Genomic DNA, 18,803 nt, shown 5'->3' with positions numbered 1-18,803 from the left:
ATGCTCATTGTACTTATCAGATGGAGATGTGGATTTGATGATGGTGACGTTCAGAAAAGCTTTGGCAAACATTGAGGCGCTACGATGATCAATATGCTTGCTAAAAAATACCATTACATTTTTAGTATTAGGGAAAAAATTTTAAGAAAAATCTATAACTTTTTTGATATTATTTTTGATTTATTAAATGGTATAAAAACTAATGGTATTATAGATAATAGTAATTTGAACACCTTGTCTCCATACCGAGAAAACGCTACGGCGTTTCAATCAGTATGGTGTCGTAATATTAGAAAACTAATTAAAGAAGCAAAGAAAAATGGATATCGGGATTGTTTATTCGTTGATGTTGGGTGTGGAACTGGGAAAGCGTGTTTTTATGCCTCGAAGTTTAACTTTATAAAAATTATTGGATTTGATTTCGACGAAACACTCATTGATAAAGCAATCGTGAACAAAAGAAATTTTACAGGTCAAAGAGAAAAAATAGAGTTTTTTGTTTCAGATGCAACTAAATATATTTTACCTAAGACTCAATGTTTTGTTTTCATGTTTAATCCATTTGATGAGAAGGTAATGAGTATTTTTATTTCGAATAATTTAGACATTATAAAAAGCCATTGCTGTGTGGTTGCATATGCAAATGACCTGCAGAAATGGATTCTTGAAAGAAATGGAATGAAACTTGTGTTCCGGGAAGAGAACAGAAAAATTTCACTCTGGCGCTTCTAATGTGGTTCTTCGAGAGTTTCTGTGGAACGTGGACCTCTAGGCCAAGACCAGCCTGCCAAGTTGGCGCTGCCTCTTTCAAGATCAACGGGTTGGAGCCACAAGCCGCCCTTGGACCAGATGGCTCCACAAGAATCCTCGAAGAACCTCTAAGGTTTTCAAGATTCTTCGATGACTTTTAGCCTTTTATAGTAGAGATATTGGACAGGCTTATAGCCTTGCCAATGATCATCCCTACATTATCAACGAACTGAGCGTTAATCGAATTGTCTAACTATTATAGAAAACCTCTTTAGATAGTTTAAAGTTTATAGAGGAGGTACTGCAATGAACGCGGAATGGATGTTTGATGCACGTAAAATCCCTAATGAAGTAATGAATTACATCCAGCGAATGGCGGTTCGGGTGGTCGAAGAGAAGCATTATAGCCCAGAACTTGTTGCTGATTTTTTAGGTATCGATCGAACGAGTATTTATGACTGGCTTCGCAACTATCGTTATGAAGGAGAAGAAGTCTTGGATACCCGGAAAGCACCAGGTGCCCCGTTTGTAATAACTCCGGGGTAGTCCTGTAGAAAGTAATGATTAATTTATGGTATGATTTTAGTGGTAACAAATAGAGTCAGTAAAGAGCGATGATTTGTCCTAATTGTCATTCCGTCAATGTTGTAAAAAACGGCAGCATTCACAACGGCAAGCCCAAGTTTTCTTGCAAAGATTGCAGTCGACAATTTGTCGAAAATCCAGAGAATAGAATTTCGCAAGATAAAAAGGATTTAATCGACAAACTGTTATTAGAACGAATTCCTATTGCCGGTATTGCATGGGTCGTTGGGGCTTCAGAACGTTGGCTACAAGGCTATGTCAATCGAAAATATCAAGGAGTCCCTCAGCAAGTCGATGTTAAAAAAAAGCCCAAAGGTCGGCTCGTGATTCAATGTGACGAACTGTGGTCTTTTGTAGGAAATAAGAATAACAAACAATGGGTTTGGTTAGCGATTGATCAAGGCACAAGCGAGATCGTCGGCGTTTTTGTCGGTAATCGAAGCCAAAAAGGCGCTCAAGGACTGTGGGACTCCTTACCGCCGGTTTATCGCCAATGCGCCGTCGCTTATACCGATTTTTGGGAAGCGTATGAGGTGATATTCCCAACCAAACGTCACAAAGCCGTAGGCAAAGAAAGGGGTCGGACTTAAAAATTGAAAGATTCAATGGTACTTTAAGACAAAGAATTTCTCGTCTCGTTAGAAAGACGCTCTCTTTTTCGAAGAAACTGGAAAACCACATTGGAGCTATTTGGTATTTTATCCATCATTATAACAATTCTCTACCGGTCGTGACTGCATGAGGGTTCACTACAATCTGCAGGACTACCCAGTTTTGGTTTGGTAGTGTTGTTGTCAAAGGCATGGCATGGATTGGAGAAGAAAGTGGATATTTTTTACCTTGGTCAAGTGTCAGAAAAATGCTGGGATGATTTTTGTCAAAATCAAGAAAGCGCTTGGTTTTTGCATACCACTGATTGGGTTAAATATTGTGAAAATAGTAGATTTAATGTGAGATCGCAAAATTGCTCCTTTGTGGTTATGAACGACGATAAAACTACTGCGATTGTTCCATTGCTTATTGAAGAGACCAGTAAGGATGGTGTTAAGATAAGAGAGTTTACATTTAGCGGCGGACCAACTCCAAAGTATATTATTGATTCAAAAATAGGTAGAAAACTCTATAATAGAATAGAGGGCGAGATTTGGCATAAAATAAACTCTATTGCAAAAGATCAGGGTGTTGTCAAATTGTGGATGAGGGAAAATGTTCAAAACAGATGTTATCTTTTATCTAGCACTTTAAAAGATGTTTGTGATCTAAATGCGACTGATCTGGCAAAAAGCGGGTTTTTAGATACTTCTATCTATTCTAGTGTTTTATTTTTAGATCAATGTGAAAATTTTTTAATGTCGCAAATGAGAAAAGGGCACCATGCAGCGATAAAAAAAGCCTTAAAGTTTCTTAGCGTCAACTATTATGATTCCGATTCAATATCTCCTGAAAAAATGGAGCAATTTCGGGAAAGATATTTTTATATTGCTGGCAAAGTGACACGCCCATATAAAACTTTTGACATTCTTTATGATTTTATTAAATCAAATAATGGAGTGCTTTTTGAAGCTTGTTTAGGCAATAAAGCAGTAGGATATAGCTATGTAATTATATACAAAGGTTATGCTTACTATGCTATGAGTTGCACTGAAAGCGAATATAAAGAATTTAATGTTTCTCACTATCTGCAATGGAAAATTATCATTAAATTAAAACAAATAGGTGTCATTTTTTATGAGCTTGGCGAGCAGCATTTTGAACCGACCTTTTTTTATAGCGTTTCTGAAAAAATAAAGGGAATTAGTGCTTTTAAAAGGGGATTTGGAGGGAGAATGATTTTACAGATTAGTGGTGAATATTTTTATGATAAAGAATTTTTTAAAAAAACATTTGATGAAAGAATTTTGAGATATATCGAAGAGCGATGGAAATAGATATAAATAACCTTAGAATAGAAATAACGGGAAATAATAGGATTTTAAAATGAAAATTTGTATTGTCAGTCACGATGCTGGTGGTGCAGAAAACGTAGCAAGTTATATCTGTGCTCGAAATGATATCATTGGTTTATTTGTCTTGGCAGGCCCAGCAATTAAAATTTTTGAACGGCGAATGGGTAGCATTAAAATTACGAATCTTGAGGAAGCGATGGCTGCCTGTGATTGGTGCCTGTGTGGCACCGGCTGGCAATCCGATTGGGAATGGAATGCGCTAGCTTTAGCGAAGGCGAGAAGGAAACATGTGGTCGCATTCCTTGATCACTGGATTAATTATCGTGAGCGCTTTACCAAAAGAAGAAAAGAGATATTGCCGGATGAGATATGGGTCGCTGATGAATATGCAAAAAAACTGGCTGAGCAGTATTTTCCCGACTTAGTCATAAGGCAACAACCTAATAGGTACTTAGAAACACTCGTAGCAGAAATTCATTCCCTTGAAGTTAAGCAATTAAGAGACTCTTATCAACATATTTTGTATGTACTCGAACCTATACGGCAATCGTGGGGTTCAGAGGAAGAGCTTGGTGAATTTCAGGCACTGAATTATTTTATAGAGCATAAAAATAATCTTGATCTTTGCGGTCCTCTAACGATTCGCCTTCGTCCACATCCGTCAGACCCAATTGGTAAATATGACCAGTGGGTTAATTCCCAGATGAATGACAAGATTACAGTGGATACTTCATCCACATTGGCGGAACTGATTGCATGGTCTGACATTGTAGTGGGATGCCATACCTATGCGATGGTCATTGCTCTCGGCGCAAAAAAGCGCGTCGTTTCTTCAATTCCCCATTGGGCGCCTCAATGTGTGCTTCCACAACCTGAAATTATTCGGCTAGCTGACTTTGCTTCAAAAAATTTGAAATTTTAATTGCACAAGTTTCGCTATTTCTAATGATGTCTAAAGGCGGATATTACTCACGAGGATTTTAGTGAATACCAAAGTTAGCAAACAAGATCAGTGGTTTCTCCTCGCTTATCAGGCGCATCAAACTGGCAATCTTGATGAAGCAGAACGGCAATACCGGCGTATTCTGCGGAAACAGCCGACAGATGCGGAAACCTTATTCTTGCTTGGTACGCTTTGTTTGCAGCAAGAACGTTACATGGAAGCCATTAAGCTATTTAGTCAAGCCCGCAAATTACGGCCCAGACACGCCGAGACACTGAATAATCTTGGCTTGGCTTTTTACAAAATTAAAAATTTTATCGCAGCACAGGATTGCTTTGAAAAAGCAATCGTGGAAAAATCCGATTATGCTGCCGCATACAGTAATCTGTCGCTGATTTTTGAAGAGCATGGATCAATTGAAGAAGCGATAGCAGGTTATACGCGGGCTATTGAATTGAACCCCAGCTATGTCGATGCCTATAACAACTTGGGTTTGTTGTTGAAGCAGCAGGATCGTTTTACCGAGGCCGAAATAGCATTTTGCCATGCTGTTGAACTGGCGCCGGGCGAGGCACGAATATGGAATGATCTTTGTACGGTGTACAAGATGCTGGGCCAATTAACCCAAGCCGAGCATTGCGCCCGTGAGGCGTTGGCGCGCGACCCTGAACATTTCAAAGCTTGGAACAATCTAGGCGCGATTTTGCAAGAGCGTGGCGCGTTTGCTGAAGCATTAGCAGCTTATCAGCGAGCAGAAAGCCTGAATCCTGAAGATCCCATGCCAGCCTGGAATCAGGCTTATGCCTTGCTGTCCGCCGGTCGGTTGGCGGAGGGCTGGGTGCAGTACGAAACCCGCTGGAAAGTGTACGGTGATGTAGCCCTGCCCTGTCCTGCCTGGGATGGCGAGATACTGACAGATGGCACACTGTTAGTGCTGGATGAGCAGGGATTGGGTGATGAAATTATGTTCGCATCCTGCATACCCGATACCCTGGATCGTGCAAGCCGCGTCATCGTGCGATGCGAGCTACGATTGGCACCGCTGTATGTGCGCTCTTTTCCCCAAGTGTGGGTGGCGGGCATGAGCCGCACCAGTCCATTGAAGATGAGCGGCTTGCCACAGCCCGACCGTGCGATCTGCATTGGCAGCCTGCCGCGCGTATTTCGTCCCAGCCTGGACAGTTTCCCGAAAACCGTTGCTTATCTGCGGGCAGACCCCCAACGGATTGAATACTGGCGGGAACGCTTGGCGACGTTTGGTCAAGGTTTAAACGTAGGCATCTGTTGGCGCAGCGGTTTGGGAACCGGGGAGCGTTACAAACACTATACGACACTAGCTGACTGGGTTCCGTTATTTTCGATCCCCGGCGCACAGTTCATTAATTTACAGTACGACGATTGCGCCGCGGAACTGGCGGAAGCGCGGGACCGGTTGGGCGTTGATATCGTGAATTTCACGGATATCGACCTGCGCAACGACCAGGACGAAGTGGCCGCCCTGATGAGCGCGCTTGATCTGGTGATCAGCGCGGGTACTGCGGTTGCGGCGCTAGCTGGAGCGCTGGGACGTCCAGTTTGGGTATTTTTGTACACTATCGGCTGGACTTCGTTGGGTACGGATTGCTTTCCGTGGATGCCTAGCGTCCGCTTATTTCCCAAGACGCTGCCCGATGATCCATGGACATCGGTATTCGAGCAAATGGCAGAGGAATTACGCAAGTGGGCTGTTAATATTCCACACCAGCCACTGCTGTTAACCGAGACTGTAACAGTTCCCATGACCTCGATCATGGCAGCGAATTACGTCGCGCTGGCTTTGGATGCCCGCACCGCCGGGCGACTGGATAAGGCACAACAGTATTGCCAGATCGTGTTGGATCAATGCCCTGAACAGGCCGATGCCTGGCATCTGCTAGGGGTAGTGCTGCGTGAACGCGGTGAGTGGGAAGGGGCGCTGACTGCGCTAAACCGGGCACATGTCGCCAATCCGCAAGAACCAACAATTTTGGTGAACCGGGGTCGAGTTTTACAAGATCTCGGTCGGGTTGAATCGGCGCTGGCTGCGTTCCGCACTGCCCTGGAACTAGATGAAGATTGTCTCGAAGCCCGCCTGAGCCTGGGTGAACTGCTGGACACTCAAGAGCAATGGGACGAGGCGCTGGCAGTATTACAACCGGCATTGACGCTGGGGCCGCACGATCCGCAACTTACCGCTGAAGTGCAGTATTTAGTGGCTCAGACGTTGCACCATCAGTGCCGACTGGCCGAGGCGGTGCGCCTGTTGCGGGAGGCGATCACGTTGCGGCCGGACTATTTCGAAGCTATCCACAAGCTGGCGAACTGTCTGGAAGAGCAAGGACAACTAGTTGAGGCGCTGACTTATTATCACGCTGCTATCGCATTGCGCCCGGACAATCCCAAGCCGCGCCAGAATGCGGTTTTTGTCGAACTGGCGCTGGGCAATCTGGATGCGGGCTGGGCGGACTATGAGTTGCGCCTAGCCAATTACCAGTTAGGTGGCTCTCAAACCTGCCAATCGCCTTTTCCAACATGGCAAGGCGAGGATTTAACCGGCCGGGCGATTTTAGTTTATGCCGAACAGGGGATTGGTGATCAGATTCTGTTTACGTCCTGCATTCCCGATCTGCTGGCGCGGGCCAGACGGGTGATGATCGTGATTGATCCACGTCTCGGCCCGATTTACGCTCGTAGTTTCCCACACGCTACTATCTATCCGACCTATGCTCCCAATAGCTGTGACTGGACCGGTCAAGTCACCGACTGCGATTACCAGATTGCGGTTGGCAGCCTGCCCCGTTGGTTGCGGACGCGAATTGAGGATTTTCCGAATCGTCCGGCTTTTTTGCAGGCGGACCCGGCGCGAGTGACAGAGTGGCGGGCGCGGCTCGATACGCTGGGCAACAACATATTGAAAGTCGGCATTTGCTGGCGCAGCGGTTTGCGCAGCGGCACTCGTAATCGTTACTACACGCCGATAGAAACGTGGGGGCCGATCCTAACCCAACCGGGTGTTACTTTCGTTAATTTGCAGTATGACGAATGCGCCGAGGAATTGGCCCAGATTCAGACGCAATTTGGCGTCGAAGTAGTGAATTTCGCCGATCTCGACCTTCGCAATGATCAGGATGGCGTCGCGGCGCTGATGAGCGCACTGGATTTGGTGATTTCGGCGCCGACGGCGGTTGCGGCGCTGGCGGCAGCCTTGGGAAGGCCGGTATGGTACTACGGACGAAGCTGGCCTAGTCTCGGCACGAATTACATGCCCTGGTTTCCGACCCTGCGGATCTTTCCCAAGCTGGATGTAGAAGCGCCGTGGGATGGGGTGATCGAGGCGATAGCGGCAGCATTGCAGGAACGGTTGGCAAAAAGCGCATCAACTACCTTGATCGAGTCGTTTGCAAGATCGGTCAGCGCAGTCAGCCAGCCTTTATTAACTCAGAAGACTCAACAGGAAAAGCCAAAGAGCGAACGCAAGCCCACGGGAAAGACCGGCAATCCGTCCGATCTAATGGCGCAGGCCCTAGCCGCCCGCGAGAGTGGGAAACTGCAAGCGGCAGAGCAGTTATGTCGGCAGGTTTTAGCCAGGCATCCGAACCATGCCGACAGTTGGCATCTGCTGGGCGTAGTATTGCGGGAGCACGGCGCACAGGAAGAGGCGCTGGCAGCGCTGGAGCGGGCGCACGCCGCTCATCCACAAGAACCAACCATTTTAGTCAATCGCGGACGGGTGTTGCAGGATTTGCAACAGGTTGAACCGGCGATGGCAGCATTCCGCGCCGCGCTGGAACTGGATGCAGGCTGTCTCGAAGCCCGCCTGAGTCTGGGCGAGCTACTGGACGCGCAGGATCGCTGGGATGATGCGCTAGCCATATTGCAACCTGCACTGGCTCTGGCGTCCGATCATGCTGAATTCGCTGCCCAAGTGCATTACGCTATCGCTCATGCGCTATTCGCTCAGCGCCAGTTGCGTGAGGCCGAGCAGCATCTGCGCGAAGCGGTGCGGCTGGATCCGGCCTATTCCGGCGCTCACAACGGGCTGGGTAATCTGCTCCGCGATCAAAGCCGACTCGAAGAGGCGCTGGTTTGCTATCAAACAGCAGTAATGCTGCGACCCAATCAGCCTGAATTTCATAGTAACCTGGGTAACGTGTTGCGCGAATTGGGCCAGTTGTCCGCTGCCGAAACCGCCTATCGCGAAGCGCTGCGCCTGCAACCTGACTATGCCGATGCCTGGAGTAACCTGGGCAATCTGCTGGTTGACTGCGCCAGGCCTCAAGAGGCGATTGAAGCTTATCGCCGAGCGATTGAGCTGGCGCCGGATGACGCCATAGTGCGCTGGAACATTGCGCCCGCCCTGTTGTACGCCGGGAAGTTGACAGAGGGATGGGAGGCTTATGAATGGCGCTGGCCTAGCGGTACGCAGGGTCAATTGTTGCAGTGGTACCCAGAGTGGAAGGGTGAGGATCTCACCAGATGCAAAATTCTTCTGCTGCCGGAGCAAGGATTAGGCGACGAAATCATGTTCGGTTCCTGTATTCCCGATGTGCTTGCCCGCGCTGGGCAGGTCGTGCTGGTTTGTCAGGAACGCTTGGGCGCGTTGTACGCCCGTTCTTTCCCGGCTGCTCAAGTGGTCGCTCAGCCCGCCGGTCTGGTGCGATTGCCTGCTGATTTGCCAATCTGCGATTTCCAGATTGCGATTGGCAGTTTGCCGCGTTTGCTGCGAACGCGGATTGAGGATTTCCCGAATCGCCTGGCTTATCTCCGCGCCGATCCAGCACAGGTTGAGTTCTGGCGGGCGCGTTTAGCTGAACTGGGGCAGGGATTAAAGGTTGGCATCTGTTGGCGCAGTGGTTTACAAACCGGCGGGCGTCATCGCTTCTACACTGCACTGACCGACTGGAAGCCGATTCTCAAAATCCCAGGCGTGGCGTTTATTAATCTGCAATATGATGATTGTGCCGAAGAACTGGCCGAAGTGCAGATGCGGTTTGGTGTTGAGATCATAAGTTTTGCCGATCTCGATTTACGCAATGATCAGGACCGGATCGCGGCGCTGATAACGGCGTTGGATGGCGTGATGTCAGCGGGGACGGCGGTGGCCAGTCTGGCAGGAGCGTTAGGAGTGCCGACGCTTTTATATGGCATCGGCTGGACCAGCCTCGGTACTTGTTATAACCCCTGGTTTCCAACTATTCGGTTGTTTCCCAGAAACAACCCGGAAGGTCCTTGGGAGGAAGTTACAATAGCCATGGCGGCGGCGCTAAGCGAGTGGGTTGCGCAAGCAGATGCGAAATCCAATACTATCGACGCACCACGTCAGCTAGTTGACACCCGGCATGGGCCAATGCTGATCGCTAGTACGAGTGCAGCAGCGCGGGATTTATTGCGTAGCGGTGAGTACGCGCCGACGGCTCTGACATTGCTGACCTCGCTGCTGCGCCCAGGTGACTGGGTGGTGGAAGCGGGAGCTGATATTGGCGCGTTTACTCTAGCCTTGGCGAGGGCTGTCGGAACTGAAGGGCTGGTCGTGGCCTGCGAACCGCAGCGCGATGCCTTCGGGCTGCTGTGCGCGAATCTGGCGCTGAATGGGACCAGGCAGGCTCATGCTGAATGCTTAGCGCTGGACGGGACGCTACCGGTCGAAACCGGCGGAGCAGGGGTAGCGTGGTTGCGCGCCCGGCGCCCGCATGCTGAGTCGATTGACGCGCTGGCCTTACCGCGATGTGATCTAATTCGCATGGGCATTGGCGCTAATGTATTGGCGGTGCTGGCTGGCGCGCGGGCTACCCTCAACCGATTTAAACCCTTCGTCCACATTGAAGGGTGCGCCAATCTACCGGCGGTCAGTGAACAATTATCGGCATCAGGCTATGCTTGGCAGTTACAAAATCAAGGTAGCACAGTCGTCGATGTGCTCGCCTACCCAAAGCTAACATTACAGGCTTGACGCGATTTCGGGCAGTTCTTCCGGTGCGCAGCCCTGCAATGACGTCGGATATCTTCGATTAAAACTAAACGTCCCCCTAAAGTTCCTTCTGTCGCTGCCGATATATGGTTCAAGGCGGTCTGAAACCCATTTCAGCCCAGCCAACGACTGGAGCCATCGTGCAGGTCCAGCGATCCAAGCTCAAATTTAATAGAGGAAACTATCATGGCCATTGGCATCAACACTAACGTGCCGTCGCTCACCGCGCAACGCAACCTGGGCATGTCCGCGAACTCCATGCAGACTTCCATGCAGCGCCTGTCTTCAGGCCTGCGCATCAACAGCGCCAAGGATGATGCCGCCGGTCAGTCCATCGCCAACCGCTTCACTGCTCAAGTTCGCGGCCTAAATCAAGCGGCCCGCAACGCCAATGATGGTATCTCGCTGGCGCAGACCGCTGAAGGAGCGCTGGGTGAGATCACCAACAACCTGCAACGGCTACGCGAGCTGGCGGTGCAATCGGCCAACGCGACCAACAGTGCTTCCGACCGCGCTTCGCTGCAAAATGAAGCCTCTCAGTTGTTAGCCGAAATTGACCGTGTCTCCACTCAAACCGCCTTCAACGGCAGCAAGCTGCTGGACGGCTCGTTCAAGGCGCAAACCTTCCAGGTGGGCGCCAACGCCAATGAGACGATTGAAATTGACGTCAATGGCGCCACCACCAAGCAGCTCGGCGTCAGCGACGCGGCATCAGTGTCCTCAATGCAATCTGCTAATGCGATAAAGGAGGGAGACTTAGTTATCAACGGCGTGGTCATCGGCGCATCAGTGGCAGCTTATGACACGGCGTCTACGGCGAACCAGTCCGCTAGCGCCATCGCCAAGGCGGCGGCCATCAACCTCAAGTCGGCGGAGACCGGCGTAACAGCTACGGTAGACGCGAACATCGCTGAAGGTGCAGCAATGGCCGCAGGGACGACCAATGGCACCATATCTATTAATGGTATCGCCACTGCAACCATCTCCACTGCTTCAGACACTACTGCTAACCGTGCTGCGACAGTAAAAGCGATTAATGCCATTTCCAGCCAGACCGGCGTCATCGCACGCGATACCGGCAATGATACGACCGGTGTCGAACTGATCGCTGCTGATGGTCGTAATATCATGGTTTCGTATGCCACAGGTTTAACATCCGCTGCGACCGGCGTTCATGCAGGCACCAACTACGGCAGCTTCTCGCTGTCATCCAGCAAGGATATCGAGATCCAGCGCGGCAGCACTACCGGGTTAGAGGCTAACGCGGGCCTACAAGCGGGTACCTACAAAACCCAGGTGGCGTCAATCTCGACCACGACCAACTCAGGCAATGCTTTCGCTGCGGGTGATTTCAAGGTTAACGGTGTGCTGGTCGGCGCTTCGCTAGCCTCTTCGGATACTGCCTCGACCTCAGGCAATGCCACCAGCGCCATTGCCAAGGCAGCGGCGATCAACGCGGTATCGGCGCAATCCGGGGTCACTGCCGTAGCCAATGCCAATGTGGTTAACGGTGCGACGATGACCGCCTCTGCGGCAGCCGGTACGTTCACAATCAATGGCGTGACCACCGCCACGATTGCCGTCTCTGGCACCGACGCATCGGCAGCCCGTCAATCCGTAATCACGGCCATCAACGCGATCTCAGGCCGCACTGGCGTTGTCGCCACAGACGATGGCACCAATGGCGTGAAGCTGACGGCGCAGGATGGCCGCAATATTGTTGTTAACGCGACTGGTTTGACGTCCCTCCAAACGGGCGTTACCGGTTCGGGGGGCGCTAGCTTCCAAGGCACCTTCACCCTAAGCTCGGCCAAGGCGATCACCGTCGAAGCTGGCACTACCGACGTCCAGAGCGCGATCGGCAACACCGACTTGGCAGTGGGTACCTACGGTTCGACCAAGGTCGGCGAGTCGTTGGAAAAACTAGACATCTCCACCTTTGAAGGTGCGACTGCCGCGCTGGCGTCCATTGACAACGCCATCACCTCGGTGGACACCAACCGCTCGGCGCTCGGCGCGGTGCAGAACCGGTTTACGTCGACCATCGCCAGCTTGCAAATCACCTCCGAGAATTTGCAGGCGGCGCGGGGGCGGATTCAGGACGCGGACTTCGCGGCGGAAACCACCAACCTGAGCAAGTCGCAGGTGTTGCAGCAAGCCGGTATCGCCATGCTGTCGCAGGCCAATCAAACCTCGCAGAACGTGCTGTCGCTCTTGCGATAATGCGCTAAACTGGGAGTGAGGGTTATCGAAACAAGGTCCGGATCGGTTCGATGCCGCCGGGCCTTGTTTTCAGTCTCAACTCCGCAAGCCTCTAAGGAGGGACCGTCATGAGCGATATCGGCAGCATTACTCCATTGACCGGCGCCAACCCCGCTTTTGCCAGAGACGGTGGCGTACTTCCTGAGCCTCCTTCCCCGGCTACGGTGCAAAACGCAGTTGGCGGTGCTCCACTCACTAACGCCCAGTCATCTGTTAATCAATCTCCCTATGCTGGCAATGCCGGGCAACGGCGCGATTCTGATCCCAACAGCCAACGATCTACGCCAGCCGATAGTGATTCTACCCACCTAACTCTCAATGAAACCGTAGACCGTTTGAATCGCAGCATGGATGCGCGCAACACCCAGTTGCGATTTGAGGTGGATGATGAGTTTCAAGAGATGGTCATTCGCATTACAGATCGTGAAACTCAGGAAGTGATCGTGCAAATTCCACGTGAAGAGGCTTTGGCGCTTGCCAAGTTTTTTTCAGAATTACTGGAAAATCAGCAAAGCCAAGGCTTGGCGGCTCTGGGCGGACAGCACAGAACGGAAAGCGGGCGTTTGCGGGTAGAAGGTCAATTATTCCAAACCACAGTATAAATGTCGTGCATTTAGTTAAGAAGACCGGTGTTTGAGCGCGGCAGCGCGAGGAGGATTCCATGGCAAGCATTACCGTAGCCGGCGTTGGTTCCGGTCTTGACGTTAACCAAATCGTTTCCGACCTGATTACCGCTGAAAAAGAACCCGCCACTAATCGACTGGATCAGAAAGAGGAGTTGCTTCAGGCAAAATTGTCGGCCCTCGGCACTTTTAAGGGCGCGCTGTCCGATTTTAATAGCTCATTAACCGCTATCAGCAGCGCCTCAAAATTGCAAAACCTGCGCGCCACGGTTAGCAATGAAGATCTGTTCACCGCCAGCGCTACCAGCATCGCCCAGGCTGGCGACTACAACATCGAGGTCCGGCAACGCGCACAGGCCCAGAAACTCGTCACGGACGAAACCCAGCGATTTGTTAATGTCACTGACGTCGTTGGCTCCGGGACGCTCACTTTTCAGGTCGGCAGTTACGATGGCGCCACCTTTACCGCTGATCCTGCCAAAGCGGCCAAAACCATCACGATCGACGCCTCCAACAATACTCTGGACGGTCTGCGCGACGCCATCAACAAGGCCGATGTCGGCGCGCGCGCCAGCATCATTAATGATGGTCAAGGCTTCCGACTCGTGATCAGCGCCAGCGAGTCCGGCGCTGCCAATAGCCTGAAAATCACCGTGAGCGATACCGGTGATAGCGATGATACTGATCTGGCTGGCCTGTCCATGCTGGCCTACGATCCTGAAGCTGCATCTGGATCGGGCAAGAACCTGACGCAAACTCTTGAGGCGCAGGACGCCCTGCTGAGAGTGGACGGTCTGGATATTTCCAGCGCCAGCAACAGTGTCGTGGGTGTGGTGCCCGGCGTTACCCTCAATCTGAAAAGCGCTGAGATCGGAACGATCACCACTTTAAGCGTGACGCAGGATAGCGCCGAGACAGTCAAGTCTGTCGATTCCTTTGTAGCAGCTTACAACTCCCTGATAGAAAATGTTAACTCCCTGACTTTCTATGATCCGGAAACTCGTGAGCAGGGGGTATTGACGGGCGACTCCAGCATACGGTCGATTATCAGTCAGATCCGCAATGTGATGACTGGGGCGGTTGCCGGTGTTACCGGATCGCGGCGCTCCTTGGCCGATATCGGCATCAGTTTCCAGAAAGACGGCTCCCTCGATTTCGATAGCGCCAAGTTACAAACCGCGCTGACCGAAGATCCAGAGAACGTCGCCGCCTTATTTGCCCGGACCGGTAGCACGACCGATCCTCTGGTCGCCTATAAATCGGCTAGCAGCACCAGCATAGCAGGCTCCTATAGCGTCAGCGTCACGCAACTGGCAACTCAGGGCCAGTACATTGGCACATCTATCAATGGCGGCGTCCCGGCGCCTTTCGTCGTTGATGGCAATAACAATAATTTCTCCATTAAAGTCAATGGTATACAAGCCAGTGCATCCATTATTCTGAATAATGGAACTTATAATACCGGCGTTGATATGGCCGCCGAGCTACAGCGCCAGATCAGCGCCAACACCACGCTAATTAACGCCAGCGCCCTGTTAAGCGTCAATTACCAATCCTCCAATAACAGTTTTACATTTACCTCGGATGCTTACGGCAGCACATCCAGCGTCGAATTCACCCAGATCAGCACAAACTTCACAGCAACATTCGGCGTGAGCGTGGCTGCGGGCACGGCTGGCCAGGATGTTGCGGGCAGCATTGGCGCGGAAGAAGGCACAGGTTCCGGACGCACCCTGACCGGCGCCGGAACTGCTGCGGGCATCGCTGTCGATGTTATTGGCGGCGTCACAGGTTCTCGTGGTACAGTTTCGCTGTCCGGCGGCGTCGCTCAGCAGCTGGATACGTTGATCGACAATTTTCTGAGTACCGGCGGTCTGCTCAGCAATCGTACCGACAGCCTTAATCGTCAAATTGATGATGTGAGTGAACAACGTGACGCCCTTAATAAGCGTATGGATGCACTCGAAACCCGCTACCGTGCCCAATTCACGGCAATGGACGCTCTGGTCGGGCAGCTGACGGCTACGAGCAACTATCTGACCCAGCAATTTTTCAACACGAGTAATACGAGTCAGTAGCTCGCTTGGAAAAATCGACACTTGAGAATTCGCAATGGCGATCCCAAATTCCCTTAGCGCCCTACGTCAGTATCAACAAATCGATATTCAGTCGGGCGCTAGCTACGCTAGTCCTCATCGGCTGATCCAAATGCTCATGGAAGGCGCTCTGGAAAGCCTCAGCCGGGCCAAAGGCCACCTTCAACGGGGCGAGACCACTGCCAAGGGCGACCAACTCAGCCGCGCCATTAGCATCATTGGCGGTCTGCGCGAAGGACTTAATCTGGATGTCAGCGATCTCGCTGTCAATCTGGATATGCTCTACGACTATATGCAACGACGCTTGATCGAAGCCAATGTTCATTCCGATGAAACCATTATCGACGAAATAACCGATCGGTTACACACCATCAAGGAAGCCTGGGACGCGATTGGCGACACCCCTGAAGCGCGATCCATGTCAGCGGCTTCAAATACGCCTGCCTGAATTTGCCATGAATGTGTCGGACTCTATCTTCTTCAGCCCCGACTTTCGGAAAATCGAATCCCGACGGGTTTCTCCTCAAACCGAGTCCAGCGCACAACGCACACAGCAAACCGGGTTACAAACGCGGTCATTGTTGCTCATTCACGTTGGCGAAGTGAGCGCGTCGCGAACAGCTCCAGCGGCAGGATTCAAGAGTGATGTTGCTCACGATCTGGAAACAGACAAGTCGGACGAAGCGGATAAAACAAATGCGGAAGAAACCGTAGATAGCGCTTCCGAACGGTTCGATGAACCCGACGATCTCTCCAATGACTACGAGCCAATCGGCGAACGTAGCGATAATGACGACGATCCAGAGGAGGAGACCGATGCGCGGCGCCAGCGCAAAGGGATACATCTTAATGTGCTGGAAGCGCGCTATCGTTCGCATTTTGCCATGCTGGATCATTTGGTTGGGCAACTCGCCGCTACCCATGATTTCTTAACGCAGAGAATACAGGATCCGCCTGGGTGAACTCGCTAACCGACTGGGAAACGCAAATTAAACGGTTTCAGCTACTGAGCACGGAAATGCTCGACTTGGCGCACGCTGGCGAGTGGGCGGCTGTGGCCGAATGGGAAGAAAAACGGCGTGTGCTATTGGACGATTTGTATAAGACTTCGCCTCCGGCCGAAGTTGGTCCGCTACTGAAGGACGCTGCACAATTTACGCTCGTCAGCGACGCGCGAGTACAGGAACTGGCGCATGCTGAAATGGACAAATTGAGCGATAGGTTGCGCACGATAAGACAAGGACGCCGCGCCCTTAATGCCTATCAGAGTTCCTGAATACTCTCTGCCCCCCGGCCCGCTGGTCTTTCATCCCGCCATGTCTACCATTACCGAATTCTCCCGCTCCAACCTGGCTTTCGCTGGCTGCCTGCCGCTGGCTTGGCAGGAACTGCCGGTATGGCCCAAACCTGATGAACTCCAACATCAGGAAAAAACCAATCTGCATATCCTGCATATTTTATTCGCGCTGGACATCCATGCGGGCGATTACGGCGAAGATCCCTCCAGCGTTTCCAGCGCCTCCGAACTCAAGCGTCTCGACTTTAAAGTTGGCTTGCTGCTGGAAATGATTGGCCACTTGTTTGCCTACCAACAGGCTATTCCCCCGGAACGCCCCCTGATCCTGAGCGCCAGCGAACTCCATTGGCGCGCTGATGCCGCGCCAACCGCTAATATCCCGCTTCGGCTGGAACTCTATTGCAACCTCAGCTACCCACGTCCCTTGGTCTTGTACGCCCACGCTCACGAAATCATCTCGGTTGAGAATGCATATCAAATCAAAGCTACGCTCCAGCAACCCGGCGAACCGTTGCAGGAAGCGCTGGAACGCTATATTTTTCTCCAACATCGTCGGGCGATTGCCAATCAAAAAGGCAATAGCCAGCGTTAAAAATTTGACGCTCCTGTCTTTAAGGCTAAAATGTCTCACACTATATAGTGAGATATCCTCGCGTATCTTCCGAAAATGAATATATGGATTGACTCCGAAGGGTTAGCGGGGGGATCGGTTTCGCGCCCTATCTGGTAGAAGGAGTTTTGAAAATGGGCAGATTGGATTCTCATTTGGCGATCAGGAGGGAAGTTGAGCGCCTGCAAGGTTGCGCGAGTTTCATCCCCTCCTGAGGATTTGGCCCCACTGATGAAAATGTCATTGCTCATCATCGACGACGATTCCACAAGAGCGAATGAGCTGGGTCTGTTGCTGCGATTTCTGGAAGAAACCCAGGTTGTTCAAACCGATTCCGCTCATTGGCGAACCTGCGCAGAACAGAGTCCTGATCTGCGTTGCGTATTCCTGGGCCGATACGGAACCAGTGACACGCCCACCGAGGCTGTTCACGCAATCCACGCCGTTGCCCCCCGAGCGGTTGTGGTGTTAATCGAGGACGCTGATCAACCTCATTCTTTATCCACTGTGCTCGAAACTGGTCGTCATATTATCCGCCTGCCGCGCCCCTTTCACTATTCACAACTAAGCCAAATCCTCGTCAAATCCCAACAAAACCCCAACCGCGACACCCGAAACGCCCAATTCCGGCGCAGCGCCGAACTCTTCCGCAGTCTGATTGGCAACAGTCCGACCATTGTTCGGGTGCGTGAACTCATCCAGCGGGTGGCTCCTTCCGAATCAACTGTGATGATTCTGGGTGAATCGGGCACCGGCAAGGAAGTGATCGCGCGCAACATTCACTACCATTCCAATCGCAGCCAGGGGCCGTTCGTGCCGGTCAATTGCGGTGCCATTCCTGATAATTTGCTGGAAAGTGAACTATTTGGCCACGAAAAAGGCGCATTTACCGGCGCTATTTCCACCCGGCGCGGCCGCTTCGAACTGGCGCGGGGCGGCACCCTGTTCCTGGACGAAATCGGCGATATGCCGCTGAACATGCAGGTCAAATTACTACGGGTTCTACAGGAGCGCTGCTTTGAGCGCGTTGGCAGCGATCGCAGTCTGGAAGCCGATGTCCGCATCATTGCCGCCACTCATCGCGATCTGGAAGAGTTGATCAAGAATGGCGGGTTCCGCGAAGATCTGTACTATCGTTTGAATGTGTTCCCGATCGAAACGCCTACCTTGCGTGAGCGGATTGAGGATTTGCCGCTGCTCGTCGATGAGTTGATCGAACGCATGGCCAGTGATCAGGGGGTGCGGATCGGTCTCAGTCCGCTGGTATTGCGCTGCCTGGCGCATTATCCCTGGTCAGGTAATGTGCGTGAACTGGCCAATCTGATGGAGCGACTGGCGATCCTGAAACCGGATGGATGGGTGGATCTGGATGATTTGCCTGCTAAATTCCGCGCATACTATCCATCGGAATTGATGGCGGCGGAGCTGGCTTCGCTCGACAACGCCCCAGCCGGGGATTCCGTAACGCGGCCCGCTAACAACGAAGTGGTCAGCTTGCCGCCCGAGGGGCTTGACCTGCGCCAGTACATCATGGATCTCGAATCCTCATTGATTCAGTCAGCGCTGGAGGATGCCAACGGCGTCGTCGCCCATGCTGCTTCGCTGCTGAAAATGCGTCGCACGACCCTGGTGGAAAAAATGCGTAAATACAGCATTAAACGCGACGACGAATAGCGGGCTATCCGCCGAATTTTTGGCGCTGAAC

Annotated in this window: 14 protein-coding genes; all 14 read left to right on the top strand. The window is 51.6% G+C overall.

The window, feature by feature from the left end; all coding sequences use genetic code 11:
* The first annotated feature begins 84 nt into the window (after positions 1 to 84).
* The 14 genes from H6973_05275 to H6973_05210 all read left to right on the top strand — a co-directional run bounded on the left by H6973_05275 (position 85) and on the right by H6973_05210 (position 18,772).
* Positions 85 to 732, top strand: coding sequence for a class I SAM-dependent methyltransferase (locus H6973_05275; GenBank protein MCP5125051.1), 648 nt, complete (start codon positions 85 to 87; stop codon positions 730 to 732).
* Between the two features lie 324 nt (positions 733 to 1,056).
* Complete coding sequence (locus tag H6973_05270) at positions 1,057 to 1,296, top strand: helix-turn-helix domain-containing protein (protein MCP5125050.1); 240 nt, start codon at positions 1,057 to 1,059, stop codon at positions 1,294 to 1,296.
* Between the two features lie 68 nt (positions 1,297 to 1,364).
* Positions 1,365 to 2,077 (top strand): IS1 family transposase gene (locus H6973_05265; GenBank protein MCP5125049.1). Its coding sequence is split into 2 segments (ribosomal slippage): positions 1,365 to 1,923 and positions 1,923 to 2,077, totalling 714 coding nucleotides; the frame shifts between segments, so codons are not numbered across the junction.
* Positions 2,078 to 2,159: 82 nt separating this feature from the next.
* Positions 2,160 to 3,263, top strand: a complete 1,104-nt coding sequence (locus tag H6973_05260; protein MCP5125048.1) for a GNAT family N-acetyltransferase — start codon at positions 2,160 to 2,162, stop codon at positions 3,261 to 3,263.
* Positions 3,264 to 3,312: 49 nt separating this feature from the next.
* Positions 3,313 to 4,203, top strand: a complete 891-nt coding sequence (locus H6973_05255) for a hypothetical protein (protein MCP5125047.1) — start codon at positions 3,313 to 3,315, stop codon at positions 4,201 to 4,203.
* 61 nt (positions 4,204 to 4,264) lie between these two features.
* Complete coding sequence (locus H6973_05250; protein ID MCP5125046.1) at positions 4,265 to 10,192, top strand: tetratricopeptide repeat protein; 5,928 nt, start codon at positions 4,265 to 4,267, stop codon at positions 10,190 to 10,192.
* Positions 10,193 to 10,396: 204 nt separating this feature from the next.
* On the top strand, positions 10,397 to 12,433 hold the full coding sequence (locus tag H6973_05245) for a flagellin (protein MCP5125045.1): 2,037 nt from the start codon (positions 10,397 to 10,399) through the stop codon (positions 12,431 to 12,433).
* A gap of 107 nt (positions 12,434 to 12,540) precedes the next feature.
* Positions 12,541 to 13,074: a flagellar protein FlaG gene (locus H6973_05240; GenBank protein MCP5125044.1), complete on the top strand. Its 534-nt coding sequence runs from the start codon at positions 12,541 to 12,543 to the stop codon at positions 13,072 to 13,074.
* A 59-nt stretch (positions 13,075 to 13,133) separates the two neighbouring features.
* Positions 13,134 to 15,173, top strand: coding sequence for a flagellar filament capping protein FliD (gene fliD, locus H6973_05235; GenBank protein ID MCP5125043.1), 2,040 nt, complete (start codon positions 13,134 to 13,136; stop codon positions 15,171 to 15,173).
* Between the two features lie 34 nt (positions 15,174 to 15,207).
* Positions 15,208 to 15,639: a flagellar export chaperone FliS gene (gene fliS, locus H6973_05230; GenBank protein ID MCP5125042.1), complete on the top strand. Its 432-nt coding sequence runs from the start codon at positions 15,208 to 15,210 to the stop codon at positions 15,637 to 15,639.
* A 7-nt stretch (positions 15,640 to 15,646) separates the two neighbouring features.
* The gene (locus H6973_05225; GenBank protein MCP5125041.1) at positions 15,647 to 16,153 is read left to right on the top strand and encodes a hypothetical protein; all 507 of its coding nucleotides are present in this window, start codon (positions 15,647 to 15,649) and stop codon (positions 16,151 to 16,153) included.
* A complete protein-coding gene (locus H6973_05220) occupies positions 16,150 to 16,467 on the top strand; it encodes a flagellar protein FliT (protein MCP5125040.1) in 318 nt (105 codons plus the stop codon). The genes H6973_05225 and H6973_05220 overlap by 4 nt, the downstream gene beginning before the upstream one ends.
* A gap of 40 nt (positions 16,468 to 16,507) precedes the next feature.
* Positions 16,508 to 17,080 carry a PilZ domain-containing protein gene (locus H6973_05215; protein MCP5125039.1) on the top strand — a complete coding sequence of 191 codons (573 nt, stop codon included), beginning with the start codon at positions 16,508 to 16,510 and terminating at the stop codon, positions 17,078 to 17,080.
* Positions 17,081 to 17,329: 249 nt separating this feature from the next.
* A complete protein-coding gene (locus H6973_05210; GenBank protein MCP5125038.1) occupies positions 17,330 to 18,772 on the top strand; it encodes a sigma-54-dependent Fis family transcriptional regulator in 1,443 nt (480 codons plus the stop codon).
* Positions 18,773 to 18,803: the final 31 nt, after the last annotated feature.

This window comes from Gammaproteobacteria bacterium, from assembly GCA_024235095.1.
Lineage (GTDB): Bacteria > Pseudomonadota > Gammaproteobacteria > Competibacterales > Competibacteraceae > UBA2383.
The sequence above is the reverse complement of the archived record's forward strand: the minus strand, read 5'-3'. Positions and strand labels throughout refer to the sequence as shown.

Excerpts from the sequence above, each read along its gene's own strand:
- H6973_05270 (MCP5125050.1), top strand. The coding sequence starts at position 1,057 with ATGAACGCGGAATGGATGTTTGATGCACGTAAAATCCCTAATGAAGTA.
- H6973_05225 (MCP5125041.1), top strand. The coding sequence starts at position 15,647 with ATGAATGTGTCGGACTCTATCTTCTTCAGCCCCGACTTTCGGAAAATC.
- H6973_05255 (MCP5125047.1), top strand. The coding sequence starts at position 3,313 with ATGAAAATTTGTATTGTCAGTCACGATGCTGGTGGTGCAGAAAACGTA.
- H6973_05275 (MCP5125051.1), top strand. The coding sequence starts at position 85 with ATGATCAATATGCTTGCTAAAAAATACCATTACATTTTTAGTATTAGG.
- H6973_05245 (MCP5125045.1), top strand. The coding sequence starts at position 10,397 with ATGGCCATTGGCATCAACACTAACGTGCCGTCGCTCACCGCGCAACGC.
- H6973_05210 (MCP5125038.1), top strand. The coding sequence starts at position 17,330 with ATGAAAATGTCATTGCTCATCATCGACGACGATTCCACAAGAGCGAAT.
- fliD (MCP5125043.1), top strand. The coding sequence starts at position 13,134 with ATGGCAAGCATTACCGTAGCCGGCGTTGGTTCCGGTCTTGACGTTAAC.
- H6973_05215 (MCP5125039.1), top strand. The coding sequence starts at position 16,508 with ATGTCTACCATTACCGAATTCTCCCGCTCCAACCTGGCTTTCGCTGGC.
- fliS (MCP5125042.1), top strand. The coding sequence starts at position 15,208 with ATGGCGATCCCAAATTCCCTTAGCGCCCTACGTCAGTATCAACAAATC.
- H6973_05240 (MCP5125044.1), top strand. The coding sequence starts at position 12,541 with ATGAGCGATATCGGCAGCATTACTCCATTGACCGGCGCCAACCCCGCT.